The following is a 25,290-nucleotide window of genomic DNA, read 5'->3' as shown; positions in this document are numbered from 1 at the left end:
TTTTTGTATGCAATACCCAAGCCGGCTAATCTAAGTGCAGGGCAGGGAAAATTTATCAACACAATGAAGGTGAAGAGAAACTAACGTGAGCAACGCTAACGAGAAAAATCAGGGCGTCTACGACAAGCCTACGGGCATTACGGCACCTCCTATCGATGAGCTGCTCGGACGGGTATCTTCCAAATACGCCCTTGTCATATTTGCGGCCAAACGTGCCCGCCAAATTAACTCCTACTTTCAGCAGGAAGACGAGGGAGTGTTCGAATTTGTTGGGCCTCTAGTCACTCCGGAGCACCAAGAAAAGCCACTATCAATCGCTCTGCGAGAAATTGAATCTGGACTTCTTGACCACGAGGAAGGCTAGACGATTCCGCTGTGGGGAGTTCTCAGCGGCTTCCGCCAGCTAGCACCTTCGGCAGATTTTGTCGGAGGTGCTTTCGGTTATTATTGACCACTATCGCAGCCATCTAATTTAATAGAAGATCGTGGATATCCAAGCGAGAGGATTTTAGGTGAGTACACCGCGCACCATCGTCATTGGCGTCGCCGGAGGCATAGCTGCCTATAAGGCATGTGCCTTGATTCGTCATTTCAAGGAATGTGGGGACGATGTCATCGTGGTTCCTACTGAGGCCGCTTTGCAATTTGTCGGCTCAGCCACCTTCGAGGCGCTCAGTGGTAATCCCGTAGCTACCTCAGTTTTTGAAAATGTCGCTGGTGTCCAGCATATACGCATTGGCCAGCAGGCGGATCTGATCATCGTAGCGCCAGCAACAGCTGATTTGCTGGCTCGGGTTGCTAGTGGCCGAGCTGATGATTTGCTCGCAGCTACCATTTTAGTTTCCACATGCCCAGTGGTCTTTGCTCCTGCCATGCATACCGAGATGTGGGAGAATGCCGCCACTGTCGACAATGTCGCGGTGCTGCGATCTCGTGGTTACGTCGTGCTCAATCCAGCCCATGGACGGTTGACAGGTAAGGACTCAGGTCCGGGGCGATTGCTGGAGCCGCTCCAAATCGCCGAGCTCGCACGCAGTGTTGGTGCCGGGGTTCACCTCGAGCAGAGCTTAGTTAACCGGAAAATCGTCATCACAGCGGGGGGGACTAAAGAGGCCATCGATCCAGTGCGGTTCATCAGCAACCATTCCTCCGGGCGTCAAGGCTATGCTTTGGGCGAGATTGCCGCCCAGCGCGGCGCCAACGTGGTGATCATCGCTGGCAATACCCAAGAACTACCAGTGCCCGCCGGTGCCCGCCTGATCATCGTGGAATCTGCGCTCGATATGCATCAGGCATTAACTGAAGAGTTAGCAGATGCGGATGTGCTCATCATGGCAGCGGCGGTCTCGGACTATCGCCCAGCTCAGCTGGCGACAACAAAATTAAAAAAAGACGGCTCTGCGGCCGCACGGCTAACCACCATCGAGATGGTTGAGAATCCCGATATTCTGGCCTCGGTGGTGGAGCAGCGCGACCAAGGCACCCTACCGCAATCGCTTGTTATAGTGGGTTTTGCTGCAGAAACCGGTGATAGCACATATACAGCGCTAGACTACGGGCTGCGCAAACTGGCTAAAAAAGGCTGTGACCTGATGATGCTCAACGAAGTTGGGAGCGGGAAAGTATTCGGTCAAACAACAAATGCTGGTTATATCTTGCACCGCGACGGGCATACGAGTGAGTTAGCCCAGGCATCCAAGGCCGTTATTGCCGCAGCCATTCTCGACAGCGTCGAGTCCCATCTGGAGACCAGGTCTTTGTGATTTTAGACAGCTTGGTCTATATTAGGGTGAGTTCATTCGCATCGCTGAATCTATGTGTGACGCGATCCTATGTAAAAGTAAAGGCCGACGCATAGGCCCCTAAAATTGAACTAGAGGAAAATTATATGTCTGAGACCACCGCACTTCGGTACTTCACAAGTGAATCCGTGACTGAGGGGCACCCAGATAAAATCTGTGATGCCATCTCGGATGGCATTCTCGATGCCATGCTCGCTAGCGACAAGGATTCTCGCGTTGCAGTGGAAACACTCGTCACCACTGGACAGGTCCACGTGGTGGGGGAAGTACGAACCCAGTCCTATGTTGATATTGCCACCCTAGTTCGCTCTACGCTCAGAGAGATTGGCTTCGTATCCTCTCATGTAGGCTTCGACGGAAGTACCTGCGGCGTCAATATAGCCATCGGCGAGCAAAGTCCAGAAATTGGCGGCTCGGTCTCAGTGTCACAAGAAGCGCGAAGCGGCGAAATTGAAGATCAAAATGATCAAGCTGGAGCGGGCGATCAAGGTCTGATGTTTGGATACGCCTCAGACGAAACTCCCGATTATATGCCGTTGCCGATTTACTTAGCGCATCGACTTGCGCGACGCCTTACCCAGGTGCGAAAGGAATCAATCGTAGGACACCTGAGACCCGATGGTAAGACTCAAGTAACACTCGCTTATGACGAAAACGATCGTCCAGTGGCACTTGACACGGTTGTGGTATCGGCGCAACACGATCCTGAGATTACGCAGGAATGGCTGGCCGAACAGATCACGACCCATGTCATCGACTGGGTGATTGCAGAAACCCAGCTCGATCAGTTGATCACAACCGCGGATAAGAAAGTACTGGTAAACCCCTCGGGGTCCTTTGTTATCGGCGGCCCCATGGGGGATGCAGGTCTGACGGGGCGCAAAATTATCGTTGATACCTACGGTGGCATGGCTCGCCATGGTGGTGGAGCTTTCTCGGGTAAAGATCCCAGTAAGGTTGACCGGTCTGCGGCCTATGCCATGCGATGGGTTGCTAAGAATATTGTGGCAGCGGGCTTGGCTCGACGGGCAGAAGTGCAGGTAGCCTATGCAATCGGCCGAGCTAACCCAGTAGGATTATACGTCGAGACATTCGGAACGGCTCTCAACGGACTCAGCGATGCAGATATCCAATATGCAGTAACGGAGGTTTTCGATCTCAGACCCGCCGCCATCATCCACGACCTCGATCTGCTGCGCCCAATCTACCGGCAGACAGCAGCCTACGGTCATTTCGGCCGTGAGGATCTGGATCTTCCATGGGAAAGGCTTGATCGGGTTGATCAACTCTCCGAGGTGGCAAACCGAATTCTAGCAGCCCGAGCCTAACAGCCGAGCGTCGCACCTATCGTATATATTTCTACTATGGCTAAAACTCGCGAACCAGCACCCTATGCTCCGGTGGCGCGGGTTTTGCCTTTATTGGGTCTATCTCAACTCGACCGAATATTCGAGTATCGTATCGACGCTGAACAATCCGAAGACTGCCAGCCAGGGGTCATGGTAAGGGTCCGATTTGCTCACCGCCTAGTTAACGCGGTGGTAATCGACCGCGTTTCTGACCCCGATCACCCAGGACAACTGAAATGGCTCGAGCGAGTGATTTCTCCCGAGGTTGTGTACACCGAGAAGTTGCGAGCCTTAATTGCCGCCTTAGCAGCGCGATATGGGGGGATCACCAGCGATCTCATACGTGCTGCCATTCCGAGCCGCCATGCAGCAGCTGAAACTTCTGATACCACAACAGCATGGGAAGACTGCGGTGAGGTTAGCGAGCCTGACCTGAGCGCATTCGCTAAATACTCTCACGGAACTAGTTTCGTCGATGCGGTACTCGCTCAGAAAATAGCTCGGGCAGCATGGCAATTTGCGCCCCAGGAGGACTGGGCGCTAGCTATGGCCAATCTAGCGGTAAAAGTCGCACTCGAGGGGCGAGGGGCACTCATCGTGGTGCCACACCAGCGTGACGTGGACCGCCTTGAGAAGGCTCTGCGTACCCTTGTTGGAACCAAGCAAATTACTATTCTTACGTCATCCTTAGGTAAGCAGGCGCGATACCGCCGCTTTCTCTCGGTCCTGCACGGCCAAGGCCGCTTAGTCATAGGTACTCGGAGTGCGGCTTTTGCACCGGTTAATAAATTATCGCTGATTATATTAAAGGATGATGGTGATGAGAATCTCGTCGACCCGCGTGCTCCCTATATACACGCCCGCGAAGTTTTAACTACTCGATCAGCTCAAGAAAAAGCGTCACTCATCCTCGCTGGGTGGACACGAACCGCCGAAAGCCAGTTGCTCGTGGAATCAGGCTGGGTTCACGATCTGAGTGCTCCCCGTGAAGTTATTAGGCGCTCGATGCCAAGAATACATGCCAGCGCGGATACCGATCTCGCTCTCGAACGCGACCGCTATGCCCGCAACTCTCGTCTACCCAGTAGTGCCTTCCAAGCGATCCGCTCCAGTCTAGAGAAAGGGCTTCCTGCTCTTGTTCAGGTACCTAGAAAAGGCTATATTCCTGTTCTCAGTTGCGGCAATTGTAGGCATCCCGCCCGCTGTCGAGGGTGCAACGGACCATTAGGAATTTCTAACTCTCGGATGCATCCTCGTGCCCTCACACCGTCGGACAGGCACCATCCGGTTGCTGCAGCGGTTCCGGAATGTAAGTGGTGTGGCCGCCAAGAACCGAATTATCGATGTATGGAATGTGGCAAACAACAGCTACGCGCAGTCGTCTTAGGGCAAGAAAGGACTGCTGAAGAATTCGGACTAGCTTTCCCACAGACGCCAATCCGAACGTCGGGAGGGAAAAATATACTCGCCACCGTCGTAGACAAGCCAGCCATCGTTATTGCCACACCGGGGGCGGAGCCGACCGTTGACGGTCTCGGCTATGGAGCAGCGGTGTTATTGGATACATGGTCACTCCTAGGGCGGCAAGATCTGCGGGCCACCGAGGAGGCTTTTAAATCTTGGATGTCCGCCTCCAGCTTGGTCATTCCCGGTCGGCATGGGGGAGAGGTTGTGATCGTTGCGGACCCAGGCTTAGCCGTTGTGCAGCATTTGATCAGGTGGGATGCCCCTGGGCACGCGGCTCGAGAATTAGCCGAACGCTCCGAAGTAAATTTGCCCCCTGCCGTTCATATGGCAGCCATTGATGGCGCTGCGGGTGCCGTGGAACAATTTTTGAGAATCGTCGAACTGCCACCATCCGCCGTAGTTTTAGGACCTGTGGATCTGCCACCTGGACAGAGTTTACCCGGTGAATATGATCAGGATTCCTTCGGTCCACCACAGCGGATTCTTATTCGAGCTCCTCTTTTCCCCAAGGACGAGCTTGGCAGGGCGCTCTCCAAAGCCGCATATGCGAGGGCACTCAAGAAGCAAACATTACCCCTGCGCATTCAAGTGGATCCTCTCCGGATTGGCTAAGCCTATCTCTCCTGGTGCTCTCTAGCTCGAGAGCTCACGCTATTTTTCTGCAAAGGATTTCGAGTCGCTTATAGTAGGGAGCAGAAAATACAAGCTAAATGTGGAAAAGTCCTCGCCAGTACAGAAAGAAAAACTATATGCGTCTAATTTTCGCAGGGACCCCAGAGCCCGCGGTCGGAGCCTTAGAAAAACTTATTGCCTCAGATCACGAGGTTGTGGCTGTCCTGACCCGACCTGACGCTCGCCAAGGACGAGGGCGTGCCCTTCATCCTTCACCGGTGGCGCAGCTTGCTATTGACAACGGCATAGAAGTGCTACGGCCGCATACGCTGAAAGCGGGAACCGAAGATGGAGATGAATTTCGCGCAGCGTTATCGCGACTCAATCCAGACTGTGTCCCTGTCGTTGCTTACGGAAATATGATCCCCAGTGATCTGCTGGATGCGGTACCTTTCGGTTTTATCAATCTCCACTTCTCCCTGCTACCTCGGTGGCGCGGAGCAGCCCCCGTTCAAGCTGCTATTGCTGCCGGTGATCGACTAACTGGAGCAAGCACGTTTAGGATCGATGAGGGACTTGATACTGGTGCGCTCATCGACACCGTGGAATACCCCATGATCGGTACTGAGACGGCGGGAGAGTTATTGGCTCACCTTAGCGATCTGGGAGCGGATCTCCTCGTCTCGTCGGTGGATCAGTTAGCCTCGGGTACGGCGCTGCTGAAACCCCAGGAAGGTTCTGTAACACATGCGGCCAAGATCAACGTTGCTAACGCTCGGGTCGATTGGGCACTCAGCGCTGCGCATATCGATAGACATATCCGAGCCCATCTTCCAACGCCCGGGCCTTGGACAATGCTGGGAGCCGACAGGATAAAACTTGGGCGCGTACATCTCTGCGAGGACCATGCGGCTTATTCATTGGCGCCCGGGGAGCTTCTGATCGAGAAGAGACGAGTTCTGGTAGGAACCGGTTCAGGTAGTGTGGCTTTGACTGAAGTTCAAGCGCCGGGCAAAAAAATGATGAACGCTGCTGACTGGGCGCGGGGTTTGAGTACTACAGAAGGGTTGGTTATGCAATGACATTTTCGGCTGGTGGCTTTCGCTCCCGTTCCAACGCTAAGAAGGGCATCCAAGCTGTCCCGCCCTCATCGGACTCTCAGAGCCCGCGATCACAGCGCAGCAAAACCTATGAGAAAAGCTCGTCACGTTTTTACTACACTCCCGGTGGAGACCCACATGATCTGCTGAACGTCGACCTCGCCCGCGCGGTGGCCTTCGATATTATTTACCGCGTCAACGAGGAAGGGGCATACGCGAACCTGGCTCTTCCGCAACTACTGCGTGACTACCGCTTGAAGCGCCGCGACGCCGCTTTCGCCACGGAGTTGACCTATGGATTACTCCGCGTACAAGGGGTCGTCGATGCCGTGATCGCGCATTGCTCTTCACGCCCGCTGCCAGAGATCGACAAGGGCGTTTTGGCCGCTCTGCGGCTCGGAACCTACCAACTCCTCTACACCAGGGTTGACCCCTATGCCGCAGTTGACTCCACTGTCACGCTCGTAGGGGCTATCGGGCAGGAGAAAGCCAAAGGCTTTAGTAATGCGATTTTGCGCCATATCTCCCGAAAAGATAAAGAAAAGTTGCTGGAATCGCTGACACCTCACGGCGAATTAGAGGCGATTGCTTTTCGTCATGCACATCCTGAATGGATCGCGCGAAGCTTCGCTGAAATTCTCGGTTTAGGAGAATTAGAGGAGGCGCTTCATGCTGATTCCTTGCGTCCTACAGTGCACCTTGTGGCGCGTCCCGGTGAGATCTCTGCGGAGGAATTGGCTGCTATAACTGGGGGAGAGATCGGGAAATATTCCCCCTATGCCGTTTATCTAAAATCAGGTGATCCGGGACGTCTCGAACCAGTCAGGGAAGGACTTGCAGCAGTCCAGGACGAAGGTTCGCAGCTTATTGCTAGAGCCTTGGTAGAGGCTGAATTAGAAGGCGACGACACCGGCCGGTGGGCAGACTTATGCGCCGGTCCGGGGGGAAAGACTGCACTGATCGCGAGCCTCGCACGTATGGAGGGGGCTCGTGTAGACGCAGTAGAACTACAGCCACACCGTGCCCAGTTAGTGGCCCAAACTGTGCGCAATCTACCGGTGACGGTTCATACCGCTGATGGTCGAGACTCTGGACTGCAACCAGGCTTCGATCGCATTCTCGTCGATGCTCCTTGTTCCGGTTTGGGTGCTCTCAGGCGTCGCCCCGAAGCACGGTGGCGCAAACAAGAAGCGGATATCACCCAACTTTCTACCTTGCAGTATGAGTTGCTGGAATCGGCGATTACCTTAGTGCGGCCAGGTGGAGTAGTGGTGTATTCCACTTGCTCTCCTGATCTCCGCGAAACTCGCGCCATCGTCGACAAGGCGGTAGAAAAACTCCCGGTGACAGAGTGCGATGCTCACCCGTTTGCTCTCGGTATGGAGCAGACTGGAGATGAGTTGTCTGTACAGATGTGGCCACATCGACATGGCACAGATGCCATGTTCTTCGCTGTATTAAGGAAGAACTAACGCATTCAACAGAAGCGACTACGATGGGGGCATGAGTGATTTAGAATCCCGCGCCATTATTGCCCCATCCATTCTGGCTGCTGATTTCGCCCACCTGGCCAAGGACATTAAGACGGTATCCAATGCTGACTGGATCCACGTCGATATTATGGATGGTCACTTCGTTCCTAATCTTTCGTTTGGTCCGATGGTCACAGAAACCGTGCACCAGCTCACTTCGCAAGAACTCGACGTTCACCTGATGATTGAGGAACCTGAGAAGTGGGTAGACTCCTATATCGATGCGGGCGCCGCGTGCGTCATCTTTCATGTGGAAGCAACACATGACCCTGTGGCACTAGCGCGTCATATTCGCAGCCGCGGGGTCAGGGCAGGATTTTCCCTACGCCCAGGGACGGACCTAACGCCGTATATAGACGTACTCGCCGAATTCGACCTTGTATTAGTGATGAGCGTTGAGCCAGGCTTCGGAGGCCAGTCGTTTATGCCAGAGCAATTGGAGAAGGTCCGGCAGTTAAGAAAGGAAATCACCCATCGCAATCTCTCCACACTCATAGAGATCGACGGCGGCATTGGAACCGATACGATCGAGCAGGCAGCCGCCGCAGGTTGCGATGCTTTTGTAGCCGGCTCTGCAGTTTTTGGCTCTCCAAACCCGCACGCGGTTGTAGCTCACCTCAGAGAACTAGCTACTCGAGCTGCAACCAATAGCTAAACGTGGTTAGCTGCTAAAAACCCCAAACCTGACTCGTCGATCGATTAAGGTTAGATATTTAGGGTTGTGACTTGGGTCGTGGCTATCTGCTATGGGAAGAAGAACCGTTCGTGTTCACTGGAATCATCGAAGAAGTGGGAATTGTAAAAGATATTCGCAAAGGCGACCACTGCACCGAGATTGAATTCGCCGCACAAAAGGTTCTTAGTGATGCCGATAATGGCGCGATCATCGCCGTAAATGGTGTGGGTCTAGCCATCAAATCGCTTGGGGAGAGCGGTTGGGTGAGTGATATCACCACGCACACCTTAGATCACAGCAATTTAGGGCGCCTCCTACGAGGGGCCCACGTTAACCTTGAACGCCCACTGCACGCGCATGCACGACTTGAAGGACATATAGTCGAAGGGCACATCGACACCGTGAGCACGCTGAGAACGCGGGTCAAAGGTCATAGCGGTGACATTCTGAGGTTCGGCATTCCCGTCGGCTGTGCGAAATATCTGGTTCTCAAGGGATCGGTAGCTTTGAACGGCACCAGTTTGGCCGTCGAACAGCTAGGCCCAGAATTCTTTGAGGTAGCGGTACCGACAACACCCAATAATCTGGCCAAGGTTGTCGCCGGCGATATCGTTAACGTGGAATTTAATATAGTGGGCAAGTATCTCGCGCGCTTCAAAGAGCTCCGTAGCCCCACCGTACTAGCTTCGGAGATTGCACTTGATATGGGTGGAGAGGGTTAAGCCAGTAGCCTGGGTTACCAAGCACCCTTTGAAATATCGGTATAATCCCCAGTGGAAGATATCGTCCAGGATCATTAGCTATGCTTCTATGAAACATATTGAATGGCCACTACGACGACTGTGATCAGAAAAGTAGGGGAGCAGTGGAAGAAAAAAAGCCCACCAGCATGAATGAGCGCACGCTCCAGAACTATGTGGCAGCAGATGCGGCTCTTACCACCACCAAGCCGTGGATGCTTGATATATCCAGCGGCAAAATGCGACTATACGCCATCGTATTTTCCCTGATTACCGTAGCGCTGCATACCTTTTTGGCCTTTATCGTTGCCGTCGGAGACACCGGAGCGGCCGTTACCCTCATTGATCAGATAGGATATTTTCTCGTTGGCTGCGTTTTTGCCACAGTAATCTATATCGCACTCTCACGGCCTCGGCTACGTGCAAACGAAGATGGGGTGGAGGTCCGCAATTTCATTGGCACTCAATTTTATCCGTGGGCAGTCATTTACGGTCTGGACATCCCTCAACGAGCATGGATGGCGCGTCTCGAGTTACCAGACTTCGAATACGTTCCCATTTGGGCCATTCTCAAGGCCGATGGCCTGCGTTCTGTCGACGCGGTAGAGAAGTTCCGCGCCCTTGAGGCTAAATTCATGCCGGAAGATTAAGAGTGGCAGATCCAGCTAGCTACCGCCCGGCCAAAGGGACCATCCCAAGCGAGCCGGGCGTCTATAAATTTCTCGACCCCAATCGGCGGGTGATCTACGTCGGGAAAGCTAAGAATCTCCGTAACCGTCTGAGCAACTATTTTCAAGATCTTTCTCAGCTACATCCACGTACTCGCCAAATGGTCACCACTGCAGCGGCAGTGGAATGGACAGTCGTCGGTAGCGAGGTTGAGGCGCTACAACTGGAATATACGTGGATTAAAAAATTCGACCCGCAGTTCAACATTAAGTACCGAGATGATAAGTCCTACCCAGTGTTGGCGGTCAGCGTCGGTGAACGCTTTCCCCGAGCGTTTTTCTACCGCGGCCCGCAACGAAAGGGAATTAGGTATTTCGGGCCCTTTTCCCACGCGTGGGCGGTGCGGGAAACCTTAGATCTTTTGACTCGCGTTTTTCCCATGCGCACGTGCACCAAGGGAGTGTTCCAACGCCACGAATCGCTGGGCCGTCCATGTTTGTTGGGCTATATCGATAAATGCAGTGCGCCGTGCACAGGGAAGGTCGATGAAGCGGAGCACCGTGCGATCGTTAATGGTCTAGTGAGCTTTATGTCTGGCAGTACCGACTCAGTGGTTAAACGAATAGAACGGGAGATGCTCGCAGCAGCTGAAGAGCTCGACTTTGAGAAGGCGGCCAGGTTGCGTGACGACCTGGGGGCAGTCAATAAAATCACCGAACAGCAGGCAATCGTGCTCAGCGATGGCACCGATGCCGATGTTATAGCCCTTGCACACGATCCTCTCGCCGCCGCCATTCAACTCTTCCACGTGCGCCAGGGCAGGGTGCGCGGTCAACGGGGATGGGTGGTAGACCGCACCGATGATACAGAGGCGGAGTTGCGCGAAGTTATGCAAAATTTCCTCATCCAATTTTATTCACAAGCGCTCGAGCAGGAAAGCTATACGCTCGAATCTGAGAAGAAAATCATCAGGCGCGGTGTTGATCAGCAATCGCACAATTCTGATCATGCGGCACGGCGCCCTGGAGACGTAGTACCACGCCAGGTGCTAGTACAGATTCCACCCGCGGATGTGGATCACACCCGTGCTTTTCTCGAGGATCTAAGGGGTAGTGGCGTCGATATCCGAATTCCACAACGCGGTGATAAGCGCACGTTGATGACAACAGTTGAACGCAATGCTGAGGAAGCACTGAAGCAACATAAAATCAAACGCGTCGGTGATCTCACAGCTCGATCGGCAGCCCTTCAAGAGATCCAGGATGCACTCTTCCTCGAACAAGCACCGCTACGCATTGAATGCACCGATATCTCCCATATCCAGGGCACAGATGTTGTAGCTTCTCTCGTAGTTTTCGAAGATGGTCTACCGAAGAAATCCGACTATCGACGCTATAAAATTAAAGAGGCAGCGGGGGATGGACATTCTAATGATGTCGCCTCAATAGCCGAGGTAACACGGCGTAGATTCCTGCGCTATCAAGAAGATAAGCGTGCCATGCCCGAGGACACTAGCGATGTTTTCAGCGATGAGGAATTGAACGAGGACCAGGGTCAGCGCTTTGCCTATGCGCCTCAGCTTTTCGTCGTCGACGGCGGCCTCCCTCAAGTCAACGCAGCCCAGGCTGTCCTTGATGAATTAGGGATAACCGATGTGGCAGTGATTGGAATCGCAAAACGTCTAGAAGAAGTGTGGATACCCCAGGAGGAGTACCCGCTCATTCTGCCACGAAATTCCGCAGCGCTCTTCCTCATTCAACAGTTACGCGATGAAGCCCACCGCTTCGCTATAACTTTTCACCGACAGCAGCGCAGTACTCGTATGCGCCGGAGTGAGTTGGACGATATTCCAGGGTTAGGAACCTATCGACGTTCTCAACTAGTTAAACATTTTGGCAGCGTTAAAAAATTAAAGGCTGCAACCGAAGAAGAAATCCGTGAGGTTAAGGGATTCGGCCCAGCACTTGCGGCTCAGGTTTTCCAAGCCTTGCATAAAGATTCCTGATCCCCGCATCCAGCTTTAAGCCCGCGGAAGCTTCTGAGACCGTTATAATCTTTGGTATGCACACTGACTCTATAGCTAATCCTGAGTACCCACCGGTCATTATTACGGGGATGTCGGGAGCCGGACTATCATCGGCAGCTCGAGTGCTCGAGGATATGGGCTGGTACGTCACCCAAAATATACCTCCACAATTGCTAGTCAATTTGGTGGAATTCTGCGCGCGAGATAGCTCCCCTGTCAATAAGCTCGCAATAGTTTCAGATGTGCGGTCTCTTGACTTCTCTTTTGGCCTCGATGAAGTCATCGATGAGTTGAAGAAAAAGGGACTGCAACCGCTGGTCATGTTCATGGATGCGCGTGACGATGTGCTCATCAAGCGTTTTGATAACTTGCGTCGTACCCATCCCCTCCAAGGCAGCGGCACTCTACTGGTCGGCATTGAGCGCGAACGCGAACTCATCGCCACCATCAAGGAATCCGCTGATGTCGTTATCGATACCTCTGATCTCTCAGTACATGACTTGCGCCGATCAATCGAGCCAAACTTCTCGGATTTCTCTGGCCAAAAACAGCATATTACCGTTCAATCCTTCGGCTTCAAGCACGGCACCCCACGAGATACCGATATCATGGTGGACGTCCGCTTCCTGCCCAACCCGTTCTGGGTTCCGGAGTTGCGGCCGTTCCGAGGTATCGATGCGCCAGTAGCCCGATATGTTCTGAGTCAACCGGCAGCAGAAGAATTTCTCGACAATTTTTTCCGCATGCTCGTGGATATGCGCGAGGGCTTCGCCCATGAAGGCAAGCGTTTTATCACTGTATCGATCGGATGTACTGGTGGACATCACCGCTCAGTTGCCATCGCGGAGGAGATCGGGCGGCGGCTCAGTGCTATCGACGATCTTGATATCACCGTTAGCCATCGCGATATCGATCGCCACTAGGCTGGACTAATGTTTTTTGATACTCGAGTGGCAAGTTTCGGCGGCGGCCATGGCCTCTTCCAAACCCTACGCGCGGTGCGCCAACTTAGCCCGCACCAAATCACTGCGATCGTAACCGTCGCAGACGACGGAGGATCTTCTGGTCGAATCCGCCGCGAACTTGGTCAAATACCTCCAGGGGATCTGCGGATGGCTCTCGCAGCTCTTGCTCCAAACGATGAGCGGGGAAAACTGTGGGAGGAAACTCTACAGCACCGCTTTGGAGGGCACGGAGCGTTAGCAGGACACGCAGTGGGCAATATGCTCATCTCTGGTCTTTATGACGTGCTCGGTTCCGAAGTGGCGGCTCTCGATGCCGTTGCTGAGATGATACGAGCGGAGGGTCGCGTACTACCGCTTGCTGATCAACCACTTGATATCGAGGCGGAGGTCCAAGGGCTGGAATCGGATCCAAGAATTATGCGCGAAGTGCGGGGGCAAGTAGCTGTTGCCACCACTGTGGGCCAGGTGCGCCGAGTGCGGCTTATCCCCGATAAGCCGTCGGCATGCATTGAAGCACTTTGCGCAGTGGAGCAGGCCGATGTGATTACTTTGGGACCTGGATCTTGGTTTTCCTCGGTCTTGCCGCATTTGCTTGTTCCTGAGATGGTGGAAGCCATTAATCAAAGCTCCGCGCTCCGTATCGTCATACTCAATTTGGATGCCGAACCAGGGGAGACAGCCGGCTTTAGTGCGGAACGACACTTGCATATTATGCGACAGCATGCGCAGAACTTTAGCGCCGATATCGTTATTGCTGATTCCTCTGCATTGGGTACACAAGCTGATCGCACTCACCTCGAGCGTGCTGCTGAGAGCATAGGAGCACAATTAAAATTCTACGATCTAAGAGAAGCAGACTATAGGGGGGCTTATACTTCACGTCACGACCCCCGGAAATTGGCAGCTGCACTGCGACAGGAGTATTCAGATCGGGCGGGTGAGGGGGAGGGAACTCTCCATTCTCGCCACAGCTAGTACAATATCTCCTTGGCGAGCAGCCAATCCTGATGAGTCGAGGTGAATGCTGGCCGCCCAATTATAGAGATCACTGGAAAAGAAGGTGTGTCGTATGACCGGACTAAGCGCTCAGATAAAGCAAGAACTGTGCACTGTGACGGTCACTCGGCGAAGCTCACGCATTGCCGAAATCGCAGCCGTTATACGTTTGGCGGGGACAATCGAGCACCTTCCGCATCATATCGTCGTAGAGATAGAGCTCGATGCGCTCTGCGTGGCGCGCCGCGTCAAGGAAGAGATCGAGGATCTATTTGGAAACCACGTTTCCCTGATGGAACTAGGTGCGCATTCCTCAAGGAAAGCCCCCAAATACTTGCTGAGAATAAGCGAGGATGCTGATAAGCTCATCCGGCGCGTGGGACTCGTCACTCGCTCAGGACATACCGTTGTTGGTCTACCACCCCAAGTCATTGCAGGGGCGGTCACAGACCAAGAGGCGGCATGGCGAGGAGCTTTCCTGGCTGCGGGCACGCTAGGCGACCCAGGGCGCAGCAGCGGTTTAGAGATCGCTGCCCCCGGACAAGAGGCATCCCTGGCTTTGGCTGGGTGTGCGAGGCGTTTTGGCATAACCGCAAAGACTAAAGAGTCACGGGGACAGGAGAAAGTAACTATTCGCGACGGCGAGGCCATTTCGGCACTGCTATCGCGGCTTGGCGCTCATTCCAGTCGCATCCAGTGGGACCAAAAACGTCAGCGCTTGGACGCTCGCCCAACCGGGAATAGACTGGCCAATTTCGACGATGCCAATCTCCGTCGCTCAGCGCGTGCCGCAGTGGCGGCGGCTGCCCGGGTAGAACGAGCCATGGCGATCTTAGGGGACGATGTTCCCGACCATCTTGCAGAAGCAGGCTTACTGAGGGTGAGACACCGCCAAGCTTCATTGGAGGAGCTAGGGAGGCTTGCTGATCCCCAAATGACCAAAGATGCAGTGGCCGGTCGAATCAGGCGGCTCTTATCCATGGCTGACAAACGCGCAGAGGAACTTGGTCTTCCCAATACCCTGACCGCGGTTACCGAGGAGCTACTGGACGAGCTATAGCTGTTATTGGACTATCTTTTTCACGAAGTCCGATCCTCATTCTCTTCGCATGAGATAGCGGTGTGACCATATTCACCCGGCCTCACTAAAGAAGTGGGAATCCCACATACGATTGTTATGAACTATGGGATAGGGGTGGCACCTTTGGGGGTAGACATGCCTAGCTATGTGGTTTTTGAGAACCGGATTCTCAATTTTCAGGGGTTATATCGCAGGAAAGTACCCCCAAAGATGGCAGAGAAGCCGAAATGGCCGCTATACGCTCGATGAAATCATCCGTGCGCAAAGACCCATAACTCGCTACACTGTAAAGGTGACGGCACAAAGCTTTCGAAGCATTTGCGTAAGTGAGAAATTCCCATACGGGATCTAACTCAGCTTCGAACTCATATGTCGGACAAAACAAGTATTTCTACTTTTTCAAGGAGATAATCAGTGACTATTCGTGTTGGTATTAACGGCTTCGGTCGTATTGGCCGCAACTTCTTCCGTGCCATTGAGGCGCGCGGCGCCGATATCGAGGTTGTAGCAGTTAACGACCTGACCGATAACAAGACCCTTTCTCACCTGCTCAAGAACGACTCCGTTCTAGGCCGCTTGGGTAAAGAGGTCGCTTTCGACGACGAGTCCATCACCGTAGATGGCCACAAGATCGTTGTCACTGCAGAGCGCGATCCAAAGAACCTCAAATGGGGCGACCTCAACGTTGACATCGTTATCGAGTCCACTGGTTTCTTCACCAACGCTGATGCAGCGAAGGCTCACCTCGAGGCCGGAGCGAAGAAGGTTATCATCTCCGCTCCAGCAAAGAACGAAGATGCAACCTTCGTTGTTGGTGTCAACCACACCGACTACGATCCTGCGAACCATCACATCATCTCCAACGCATCCTGCACCACTAACTGCCTGGCACCTCTTGCTAAGGCCCTTAATGATGGTCTTGGCATTGAAAAGGGTCTCATGACCACCATCCACGCTTATACCGGTGATCAGCGCATCCACGATGCACCTCACAGCGACTTGCGCCGTGCCCGCGCTGCAGCCGTGAATATCGTGCCTACCTCCACCGGTGCAGCCAAGGCTGTTGCCTTGGTTCTCCCAGAGCTCAAAGGCAAACTTGACGGCTTTGCAATGCGCGTTCCAGTTATCACTGGTTCCGCTACCGACTTGACCTTCACCGCTTCCCGCGAGACCAGCGTTGAAGAAGTCAATGAGATCGTGAAGAAGGCCGCTGAGGGCGCGCTCAAGGGTGCTCTTACCTACAGTGATGAGCCTTTGGTATCCACTGATATCGTTACCCACCCTTCCCCTTCCATCTTCGATTCCGGTCTGACCAAGGTCATCGGCGACCAGGTGAAGGTTGTTTCTTGGTACGACAACGAGTGGGGCTACTCCAACCAGCTTGTTGCTCTCACCGAGTACGTGGGCGAGCGCCTCTAAGAAACGTGATCTGAGCCGCTCGTGAGTCATCGTCATAGTACCTCTAGCGGCACAGACTAGTGAAAGTCCCGGCACTTACCTCACGGTAGGGGCTGGGGCTTTCCTCTTGTTTTCTCCTCATTACCTCTAGAAAGGCTTGTCTTAAAATGGCTGTCAAAACTCTCCAAGATCTCATCAAAGAAGGCGTGAGCGGACGCCACATCCTCGTGCGCTCTGATTTCAACGTTCCACTCAACGACGCCCGTGAAATTACCGACGCCGGTCGTATCACTGCCTCGCTGCCTACTATTAAGGCTCTTTCCGAAGCCGGTGCCCGCGTTATTCTCATGGCCCATCTGGGCCGCCCCAAGGGTGAAGTGAACGAAAAATATTCCCTCGCTCCTGTCGCAGAGGCCCTGTCTGAGGCCCTCGGACAGTACGTCGCTCTAGCAGCGGATGTCGTGGGGGAGGACGCCCACGAGCGCGCTAATGGCCTCAACGATGGAGATGTCCTGCTGCTTGAGAATGTACGCTTCGACCCTCGTGAAACTTCGAAAGACGAAGGCGAGCGTGGCAGCTTCGCCGACCAGCTCGTAGCCCTTGCTGCTGAGAAGGGGGCCTTTGTATCCGATGGATTCGGCGTTGTCCACCGTGCTCAAGCATCGGTTTATGATGTGGCCAAGCGGCTGCCCCACTATGCTGGTCATCTGGTGCAAAAGGAAATCGACGTGCTCCGCAAGATGGTGGACGCTCCCGAGCGCCCGTATACCGTCATCCTGGGGGGCGCCAAAGTCTCCGATAAACTCGGGGTAATCGAAGCACTTGCCAGCAAGGCAGATAAGATCATTATCGGCGGAGGCATGTGCTATACCTTCCTCGCAGCCAAGGGCATCAACGTTCAAGAATCCCTGCTTCAGGAGGAACAGATTGATAACTGCCGTTCTCTGATGGAAACTTTTGGAGACAAGCTCGTTCTTCCTGTTGATCTCGTTTCCGCCTCCCACTTCGCTCAAGACGCAGAAACCAAGATCGTTGAACGCGACAGCATTCCGGAGGGATGGATGTCCTTGGATGTTGGACCTGAAACTGTCAAGAAATACGCCGCTGTGATTAAGGAAGCTAAGACCATCTTCTGGAACGGACCCATGGGCGTCTTCGAATTTGAGGCTTTCTCGAAGGGCACTAAGGGAATCGCTGAAGCAATCATCGATGCTACCTCTGGCGGAGCCTTCTCCGTTGTTGGTGGCGGCGATTCCGCGGCCGCTGTCCGTAGCCTTGGCCTCAAGGAGGAGGGATTTAGCCATATCTCCACTGGTGGTGGCGCCTCCCTAGAATTCCTTGAAGGTAAAGAATTGCCTGGCGTGAAGGTACTGGAAGGCTAGAAGACTTCAACACTAGGCAAGGATACAACCTCCTTGCCTCAATGGATCGACTACCCGGCGAATCCCGTGAGGTTCGCACGGAAAGGAATGTGAAAAATATGGCACGTAAACCACTTATCGCTGGCAACTGGAAGATGAACCTCAATCACCTCGAGGCGACTGCCTGCGTTCAAAAGCTCGCTTTTGCTTTGCCCAAGGAGTACTACGAGAAGGTCGACGTCGCAGTGACTGTACCTTTTACTGATTTACGCTCGGTGCAAACCCTCGTAGAGGGTGACAAGCTACAGATCACCTACGGCGCTCAAGACGTATCCCGTCACGAATCTGGCGCCTATACTGGCGAAATTGCAGCTGGCATGCTCGAGAAACTCGGCTGCTCCTGGGTTGTTATCGGCCACTCTGAGCGTCGCGAATACCACGGGGAAAGTAATGAACTCGTCGCCGCCAAAGCTCAAGTTACGCTCAAGCATGGCATGCACCCCATAGTATGTGTCGGCGAAGAACTGCCCATCCGTGAGGCTGGACAGCACGTAGAGTATGTAGTCGAGCAAACTCGTGCATCGCTGGCCGGACTGAGCGCCGATGATCTCGCCAAGACCGTGATCGCATATGAGCCGGTCTGGGCAATCGGTACCGGCAAAGTTGCTTCCGCTGCGGATGCTCAAGAAGTATGCGCCGCAATCCGCGGTTTGCTCAAGGAACTGGCCGGCGAGGAGATCGCTCATCAGATGCGGATCCTCTATGGCGGTTCGGTAAAGGCTGAGACTGTGGCTGAGTTAGTGTCTCAGCCCGATGTAGATGGAGGCCTCGTGGGCGGTGCCTCCCTCGACGGTGAGGCATTCGCAAAACTGGCAGCTAATGCTGCTGGTGGCGCCCTATAAATAAGAGGTTAACGTTGAGGCTTCGGCGCTTGTGAAGGTCGAAGCCTCTCCTTTTTGTCCACCATCTCAGCGCTGCGTGCACTAACAACTAGGGTAGGTGGCGCATATTCAGCCGGTTGCGTTAACACAGGCGGTTTTAAAGTACTTTTCTATTGTGAGGCTGATCAGCAGTTATGACAATTTCAGTGAAAGAAGATATGCGGTATCTCGGTTCACTCCTCGGCAAGGTTATCGCAGAGCAAGAGGGTGAGGAGGTACTCGAGCGGGTCGAGGCGGCTCGGCAACTGTCCTTCAAGGTAGCCAGAAATGAGGCAGGTATCCAGGAGCTAGTTGCTATGTTCCGTGACCAAACTTCAGAAGCATTCCTGCCTGTGGTTCGCGGCTTCTACCACTTTGCTCTCCTGGCCAACGTTGTGGAGGACCTTCACGACCATTGCGAATTTGTTGCTTCGCGCGAGAAGGGGGAGCCAGCAAAAGACTCCACTTTGGAAGCAACCTGGAAAAAGCTCGTCGACTCCGAAGTAGCTGGGGAAGATATAGCGGATATGCTAGCCAATGCCGAAATCGCGCCGGTACTAACCGCGCACCCCACCGAAACTCGACGTCGCACAGTATTTGATGCCCAGAGTCATATCACTGAGCAGCTCAGACGCCGGCACCGAGTTATTCAAGCTGGAGAAAATGCCCTCACTCAATCCCGGTTGTCCCACATCGAGAATGAGATTAAGCGATGGATGAATACCCTCTGGCAGACTGCTTTGATGCGAGTAGCCCGGCCGACAATCGAAGACGAGATTGAGGTGGGTTTGCGGTACTATAAATTAGCCCTTCTGCAGGCCATCCCTGAGCTTAACCAAAGCGTGAAGCACCAACTTTTTGACCACTATGGCATCCGCGCCCGTGAAGGCGCTGCCATCAAGCCAGGCTCGTGGATCGGTGGTGATCACGACGGAAACCCCTATGTCACAGCAAAAACGCTTCATTATGCCACTACCCGTGCTGCCGAAACTGTCCTGAAATACTATATAGCGCAGCTGCATAAGCTCGAACATGAACTCAGTATCTCAGACCGGATTTCGAGCGTCACCGAAGAGCTACTAGAACTGGCCGCTCAGGGGCACAACGATATACCCGGCCGTGTGGATGAACCCTATCGACGTGCGATTCATGGAATTCGCGGTCGCATGATGGCCACTCTAGCCTCCCTCATCGAATCCGCCGCACCAGAGGACGATTGGTACCAGATCCATGAACCTTATGCCAGCGCCGAGGAAACTGCTCGTGACTTAGAGATCATTGACGCCTCGCTGCGTGCTTCAAATGATGACACAATCGCTGAAGACCGATTAGCGTTAGTGCGCACGGCCCTCATGACCTTCGGTTTCAATCTCTACTCGATGGATTTACGTCAAAATTCTGATAGCTACGAGGACGCTCTGACAGAGATCTTCGCCCACGCTCAGGTGACAGAAGATTATCGTAGCCTCGATGAGCAGTCTAAGAGAGAAATACTCTTGCGCGAATTGCGCTCGCGGCGACCACTCATTTCTAAGAGCGGAGGAGACTTCAGCGAGGCCACCCAACGCGAGCTTGATTTGCTCGAAGAAGCTAAGCGGGCGATAGATAAGTTCGGTCCTCGGATGATTCCTCACTCGATCATATCGATGGCACAATCCGTTTCCGATATCTTAGAGCCGATGGTACTACTCAAAGAGTTCGGCATTATCGAGGCCAACGGAGATCATCCCACAGGCGATATCGATATTATTCCGCTATTTGAGACTATCGATGATTTGGCCGCTGGTTCTACTATCCTCGAGGAGCTATGGGGCATCCCGCTTTACCGTTCCTACCTTCGCCAGCGCGGCGATATGCAGGAGGTCATGCTCGGATATTCAGATTCCAATAAGGACGGGGGATACTTTGCCGCGAATTGGGCGCTCTACGACGCCGAAGTGGATCTCGTTCAACTTAGCCAGCGCCATAATATCAGGCTGCGTTTATTCCATGGCCGCGGAGGTGTTGTGGGTCGAGGAGGCGGACCTTCTTACGACGCGATATTAGCCCAACCGCATGGTGCTGTTCAGGGCGCGGTGCGCATCACCGAACAGGGAGAGGTTATATCTGCCAAATATGGAACGCTGGAGACGGCCCGTCGTAATCTGGAAACACTGCTTGCTGCCACTATAGAGGCGACGCTACTGAAAAAGAAGAATCCCGCGCGAGAAGAAGCACACCAGATTATGCGAGATATCTCGGCCCTAAGCCAGGAAAAGTATGCAGCTTTAGCTCATGAGGACCCAGGTTTCATTGACTATTTCAAAGCATCGACGCCGCTGGCTGAGATTGGGTCACTGAATATAGGGTCACGCCCTGCCTCGCGCAAGCAGACTGAGGCTATCTCAGATCTACGGGCTATTCCATGGGTACTAAGCTGGACCCAATCACGCGTGATGCTGCCCGGATGGTTTGGCGTGGGAACCGCGCTGAAATGCTGGATTGAACAGGGTGAAGATCCTAACGCACGCCTAGAAAAGCTAAGGATGCTCTATAAGGAGTGGCCATTCTTCGATGCGCTGCTGTCCAATATGGCCCAGGTGATGTCGAAGACTGAAATGACTCTAGCCAAGTTGTATTCAGAATTAGTTGAAGATCAAGAAGCCGCTATTCGGATCTATGAAACGATCCAGGCAGAATACGAGCTCACTAAGGAAATGTTCTTCGCTATTTCGGGAGCCAGAGAACTGCTCTACGACAACCCGCAGCTCGCTCGATCAGTGCGTCGCCGGTATCCTTATCTGCTGCCACTCAATGTTATCCAAGCGGAATTGCTGAGACGGTATCGTGCAGATGGATCCGAGGGTGACCGAGAGGCCTCCGTCGGCTACGGGATTCGTTTAACGATGAACGGTTTAGCAACCGCACTGCGGAATTCAGGCTAGTGATAATGTGGTGTATCATGGTGAAGACGAAAAGCTGCTCCATAGGGTAGCTGTGAAAACGAATCAAAGAAGGTTTTATTAAATGGTTCTCGCCCTGCAGATTATTTTGGTGCTTTCCAGTGTTTTGATGACTCTGTTTGTTTTATTGCACCGCGGTAAAGGTGGCGGACTCTCCAGCCTTTTTGGTGGCGGCGTTCAGTCTAACCTTTCGGGATCTACCGTGGTAGAAAAGAACCTCGATCGCTTCACCATTGTTACAGGGCTCATCTGGATGACCTGTATCGTTGCTCTAAATCTCATCCAATCTTATGCAGTATAAGAAAAATCCCCTCTAACGAGGGGATTTTTTCTTAACTGAGTACATCCTGAGTCGCGTAGAGAACTGTTTCCTTTCGCCCATACGCACCAGTAGCCGGCCACTGGGTAAAATCCTCGCACCCAACCAACGCAGATGCTGCCCGGGATTTCTCTGACCCAGAGACCAAGAACCACACATAATCTGAGCGGCGAATCGCCGGGTAGGTCAAAGATACGCGCTCCCGCGGTGGCTTAGGTGAATCGAAAACGGGGAGAACTAATCGTCGACTTTCCTTTTGGATAGGAGAGTGAGGGAATATGGAATTGATATGGCCCTCGCCGCCCATTCCCAAGAGGTGAAGATCGAAACCTTGGGGAGCAAAATCGCTCAGGACAGCTTCATAGGAGTGCGCCGCGTCCTCTAAGTCGACTCCACCTAATCCGTACCCATGGATATTCGCCTCAGGAATATCAATGTGGTCTAGGAGCGCCTCCCTCGCCTGTCCTTCGTTAGAATCGCTGTGATCGACGGACACATTACGTTCATCACCGAAGAAGAGATGAACGAGTTCCCAATTGATATCCATGGTCCTCAGTTCTCTGAGGATGCCAATCCCAGCCCCACCGCCTGTCAGCACGATCCGGGCCACACCGTCGGAGTGCGCTCCACCTGTGCTGTTAATCGAGAGTATAAGACGCCTAAGGTCTCTTGCAGCCTGTTCTAGAAGCGGCTCTACGGTGTTAAAGCTGTTTATTTTTACCATTTCTCTTAGTTCCTTCAGAAATTAAACCGATGGGTAATGAACGGCGGTTAGGCCACGCAGAGCCTTGTGGTATGCGGCATCGGGATCGAGATGACGAAGTTCCTCTGCTAAGCAGTCTGCCGTTGAGCGAACATTGACCGCCACCTTGGCCTTCATATCGCCCGATTCAACACAAATTGTCTGATTTTGAGGGTCTGATCGAAGCACCAATATTTCAGATTCTCTTTCGATCTCCACCAATGCCACTGGGATCTCGTCATCGGAGTCCACCTCCAAAATCTTTCTGGTCGTGGGTACCCTTAATCGATCGACCAGCCAACCAGCTGCCAAATCGACAGAAGGTGAGTTCGCAGGACCGAAGACTGTAATTGAGCGAATGTCCTCATGTGGAGGTTGATCCAATGCCGAAGCTAATACGCCGCGCCATGGGGTGAGACGAGCCCATGCGATATCGGTATCACCTGGCGCATAGGAGTTGCGGCGGTGGTACAAAGCATCGACAAGTTTATCAAAGCGTGCATCGGTGATACGACGTTGGGCTATCTTTCCCAGCGGATCCTCGCTAGGAAAAGCGGGGGAGCTAAATGGCCACCAGACTACAATTGGGGTATCTGGAAGCAGCAACGGAGTCACCACATGAACCAGGTGGTCATTGACCTCACCGTGGAGCTTCATGATAATGAGCTCGGAAGCACCCGCATCACCTCCGATCCGCACCTCAGCATCGAGGTGATGGTCAGCGTCGGTATCGCCTTTGACAAGAACGATGACACGAGAAGGATGTTCTCGCGAAGCCATCTTAGTTGCCTCGATGATGCTCTCAAGAGGATCAGTAGCTGCGACGACTACCAGCAAAGTAAGCACTCGGGACGTGGTGCCCTGCATGCCATTATCACGCATTTTTACCAGGGTATTAGCAATCTCGCTGGTACTGGAATTATCTAGGCAAAAAATCATCAGTTTGCTACCTTCATCTATGGACGCCGCCACACACGGTGCGAACCAGCGAGGATACGATCAGCAGAAGCGGGCCCCCACGTACCTGCAGCATATTCATCGGGACGCCCGCGCCTAGCCCAATAATCGAGGATTGGGTCGAGAATCTTCCAAGAGAGTTCAACCTCCTCGTTGGTGGGGAAGAGAGACGCCTCATCGAGGAGGGCATCAAGAATGAGACGTTCGTAGGCTTCAGGAGATTCTTCTGTAAAAGCTTCGCTGTAGGAGAAGTCCATATTCACATCGCGCACTTCCATTCCCGACCCTGGGACCTTAGAGCCAAAGCGCAGCAGCATCCCTTCATCGGGCTGAACCCTAATAACAACTACATTTGGGCCCTGGGCGTGGCGTGATCCCTCGGAGAAAGGTTGATGGGGGGCATCTTTGAATATGAGAGCTATTTCAGTGACGCGACGCCCCAGTCGTTTACCTGTTCGCAAAAAGAAGGGGACCCCGGCCCATCGACGAGAATTAATTTCTAAGGTACAGGCGGCGTATGTTTCGGTTGTGGAATCTGGATCAAATCCATCTTCCTCGCGCAAACCTCGGACAAATTCAGACCCTTGCCAGCCAGCCGTGTATTGGCCTCGAGCAGTAGTTTTACCGTAGGGCTCAACAGGGCGGGTTGCGCGCAGTACTTTAATCTTTTCTGCTTGGAGTTGTTCTGGAGTGAAGTCGATCGGTTCTTCCATGGCAACGAGAGCGAGAAGTTGGATCAGGTGATTTTGAATAACATCGCGGGCAGCCCCGATGCCGTCATAGTAGCCAGCGCGCCCTCCTAGACCGATATCTTCGGCCATAGTAATTTGCACGTGGTCAATATAGTGGGAATTCCAGAGCGGATCGAAAAGCTGATTGGCAAAGCGCAGCGCCATAATATTTTGCACAGTTTCTTTGCCTAGATAGTGATCGATGCGAAAGACCGCGTGCTCTGGGAAGACGGAATTAATGATATTGTTTAGCTCTCTCGCAGTTTTCTGGTCATGCCCGAAGGGCTTTTCCACGATGACCCGTCGCCATGAGCCCTTGGGGCCCTTAGCCATTCCGGAGCGCTCTAGCTGGTGGCAGACATCGGAGAAATAGTCCGGCGGCACCGAAAGGTAAAATGCCCAGTTACCTGCGGTTCCACGGTCGCGATCCAGTTCTTCAAGCTTGGCTGCGAGCGAATCAAATGCCTGGTCATCATCAAAATTGCCTCGAACAAAGTGCATGCCCTCGGCCAATCGGTGCCAAATATTCTCATTGAAGTCAGTGCGGGCTCCAGATTTAACCGCCTTGAGAACATATTCTTCAAAATCCGTTTTTGTCCAGTCGCGGCGACCGTAGCCCACGAGGGAGAATCCAGCTGGTAATAACCCGCGGGAGGCGAGATCGTAAATGGCTGGTAAGAGTTTTTTCCGAGCCAAGTCACCAGTCACTCCGAAGATCACCATGCCAGAGGGGCCAGCTATCTGAGGTAGCCTTTTGTCGCTGGTGCTTCTTAACGGATGAAGCCACTCTTGAGGATCACTATCTATTTTTTGCACGCTTTTACTCACGTCCTCGCATCTTACTCGGCACCAGAATTAACCTCACACTCTGCACATAACCGCGATAGCCCACTGCAATGAGGGCT

The 25,290-nt window shown here is 53.3% G+C and carries 21 protein-coding genes; 18 read left to right on the top strand and 3 right to left on the bottom strand.

Annotated elements, in window-relative coordinates; translation table 11 throughout:
- Positions 1-85: 85 nt before the first annotated feature.
- From rpoZ to secG, 18 genes are all read left to right on the top strand, one after another.
- The gene (gene rpoZ / locus N7326_RS00745) at positions 86-364 is read left to right on the top strand and encodes a DNA-directed RNA polymerase subunit omega (protein WP_259076734.1); all 279 of its coding nucleotides are present in this window, start codon (positions 86-88) and stop codon (positions 362-364) included.
- A gap of 148 nt (positions 365-512) precedes the next feature.
- Positions 513-1,763 (top strand): bifunctional phosphopantothenoylcysteine decarboxylase/phosphopantothenate--cysteine ligase CoaBC, encoded by a 1,251-nt coding sequence (gene coaBC / locus N7326_RS00740; RefSeq protein ID WP_259157776.1) that lies wholly within the window; start codon positions 513-515, stop codon positions 1,761-1,763.
- Positions 1,764-1,888: 125 nt separating this feature from the next.
- Entirely contained in the window at positions 1,889-3,130 is a 1,242-nt protein-coding gene (metK, locus tag N7326_RS00735; protein ID WP_259076739.1) for a methionine adenosyltransferase, read from the top strand.
- A 36-nt stretch (positions 3,131-3,166) separates the two neighbouring features.
- Positions 3,167-5,230, top strand: coding sequence for a primosomal protein N' (locus N7326_RS00730; protein WP_263088007.1), 2,064 nt, complete (start codon positions 3,167-3,169; stop codon positions 5,228-5,230).
- 137 nt (positions 5,231-5,367) lie between these two features.
- Positions 5,368-6,312 (top strand): methionyl-tRNA formyltransferase, encoded by a 945-nt coding sequence (gene fmt, locus N7326_RS00725; RefSeq protein WP_263088006.1) that lies wholly within the window; start codon positions 5,368-5,370, stop codon positions 6,310-6,312.
- Entirely contained in the window at positions 6,309-7,802 is a 1,494-nt protein-coding gene (locus N7326_RS00720; RefSeq protein WP_259076747.1) for an RsmB/NOP family class I SAM-dependent RNA methyltransferase, read from the top strand. The genes fmt and N7326_RS00720 overlap by 4 nt, the downstream gene beginning before the upstream one ends.
- A 31-nt stretch (positions 7,803-7,833) precedes the next feature.
- On the top strand, positions 7,834-8,517 hold the full coding sequence (gene rpe / locus N7326_RS00715) for a ribulose-phosphate 3-epimerase (RefSeq protein WP_259076749.1): 684 nt from the start codon (positions 7,834-7,836) through the stop codon (positions 8,515-8,517).
- A gap of 110 nt (positions 8,518-8,627) precedes the next feature.
- A complete protein-coding gene (locus N7326_RS00710) occupies positions 8,628-9,260 on the top strand; it encodes a riboflavin synthase (protein ID WP_259076759.1) in 633 nt (210 codons plus the stop codon).
- 167 nt (positions 9,261-9,427) lie between these two features.
- Positions 9,428-9,928 (top strand): PH domain-containing protein, encoded by a 501-nt coding sequence (locus N7326_RS00705; RefSeq protein ID WP_259076772.1) that lies wholly within the window; start codon positions 9,428-9,430, stop codon positions 9,926-9,928.
- A gap of 2 nt (positions 9,929-9,930) precedes the next feature.
- Positions 9,931-11,952, top strand: coding sequence for an excinuclease ABC subunit UvrC (gene uvrC / locus N7326_RS00700; RefSeq protein ID WP_259076776.1), 2,022 nt, complete (start codon positions 9,931-9,933; stop codon positions 11,950-11,952).
- 56 nt (positions 11,953-12,008) lie between these two features.
- Positions 12,009-12,896, top strand: coding sequence for an RNase adapter RapZ (gene rapZ, locus N7326_RS00695; RefSeq protein WP_259157778.1), 888 nt, complete (start codon positions 12,009-12,011; stop codon positions 12,894-12,896).
- Between the two features lie 9 nt (positions 12,897-12,905).
- Positions 12,906-13,913: a gluconeogenesis factor YvcK family protein gene (locus tag N7326_RS00690; RefSeq protein WP_259076781.1), complete on the top strand. Its 1,008-nt coding sequence runs from the start codon at positions 12,906-12,908 to the stop codon at positions 13,911-13,913.
- Between the two features lie 94 nt (positions 13,914-14,007).
- A complete protein-coding gene (whiA, locus tag N7326_RS00685; RefSeq protein ID WP_259076796.1) occupies positions 14,008-14,994 on the top strand; it encodes a DNA-binding protein WhiA in 987 nt (328 codons plus the stop codon).
- 435 nt (positions 14,995-15,429) lie between these two features.
- Positions 15,430-16,434, top strand: a complete 1,005-nt coding sequence (gap, locus tag N7326_RS00680) for a type I glyceraldehyde-3-phosphate dehydrogenase (RefSeq protein ID WP_259076798.1) — start codon at positions 15,430-15,432, stop codon at positions 16,432-16,434.
- 146 nt (positions 16,435-16,580) lie between these two features.
- On the top strand, positions 16,581-17,795 hold the full coding sequence (locus N7326_RS00675) for a phosphoglycerate kinase (RefSeq protein WP_259076801.1): 1,215 nt from the start codon (positions 16,581-16,583) through the stop codon (positions 17,793-17,795).
- Positions 17,796-17,893: 98 nt separating this feature from the next.
- Complete coding sequence (gene tpiA, locus N7326_RS00670) at positions 17,894-18,676, top strand: triose-phosphate isomerase (protein ID WP_259076803.1); 783 nt, start codon at positions 17,894-17,896, stop codon at positions 18,674-18,676.
- A gap of 173 nt (positions 18,677-18,849) precedes the next feature.
- The gene (gene ppc / locus N7326_RS00665; RefSeq protein ID WP_263088005.1) at positions 18,850-21,618 is read left to right on the top strand and encodes a phosphoenolpyruvate carboxylase; all 2,769 of its coding nucleotides are present in this window, start codon (positions 18,850-18,852) and stop codon (positions 21,616-21,618) included.
- An 82-nt stretch (positions 21,619-21,700) separates the two neighbouring features.
- Positions 21,701-21,937, top strand: coding sequence for a preprotein translocase subunit SecG (gene secG / locus N7326_RS00660; protein WP_259076808.1), 237 nt, complete (start codon positions 21,701-21,703; stop codon positions 21,935-21,937).
- Positions 21,938-21,968: 31 nt separating this feature from the next.
- Here the strand turns inward: secG and pgl are convergent, their stop codons facing one another.
- The 3 genes from pgl to zwf are packed head-to-tail and all read right to left on the bottom strand — an operon-like array spanning position 21,969 to position 25,213.
- Positions 21,969-22,679 carry a 6-phosphogluconolactonase gene (pgl, locus tag N7326_RS00655; protein WP_259076810.1) on the bottom strand — a complete coding sequence of 237 codons (711 nt, stop codon included), beginning with the start codon at positions 22,677-22,679 and terminating at the stop codon, positions 21,969-21,971.
- A gap of 21 nt (positions 22,680-22,700) precedes the next feature.
- A complete protein-coding gene (locus N7326_RS00650; protein ID WP_259076812.1) occupies positions 22,701-23,636 on the bottom strand; it encodes a glucose-6-phosphate dehydrogenase assembly protein OpcA in 936 nt (311 codons plus the stop codon).
- A 17-nt stretch (positions 23,637-23,653) separates the two neighbouring features.
- Positions 23,654-25,213 carry a glucose-6-phosphate dehydrogenase gene (gene zwf / locus N7326_RS00645; protein WP_259076814.1) on the bottom strand — a complete coding sequence of 520 codons (1,560 nt, stop codon included), beginning with the start codon at positions 25,211-25,213 and terminating at the stop codon, positions 23,654-23,656.
- Positions 25,214-25,290 lie beyond the last annotated feature (77 nt).

This window comes from Corynebacterium sp. ES2794-CONJ1 (genome assembly GCF_025660615.1).
Classification (GTDB): Bacteria; Actinomycetota; Actinomycetes; order Mycobacteriales; family Mycobacteriaceae; genus Corynebacterium.
Note: the sequence above shows the minus strand (reverse complement) of the source record. Positions and strands in the feature narration are given on the sequence as shown.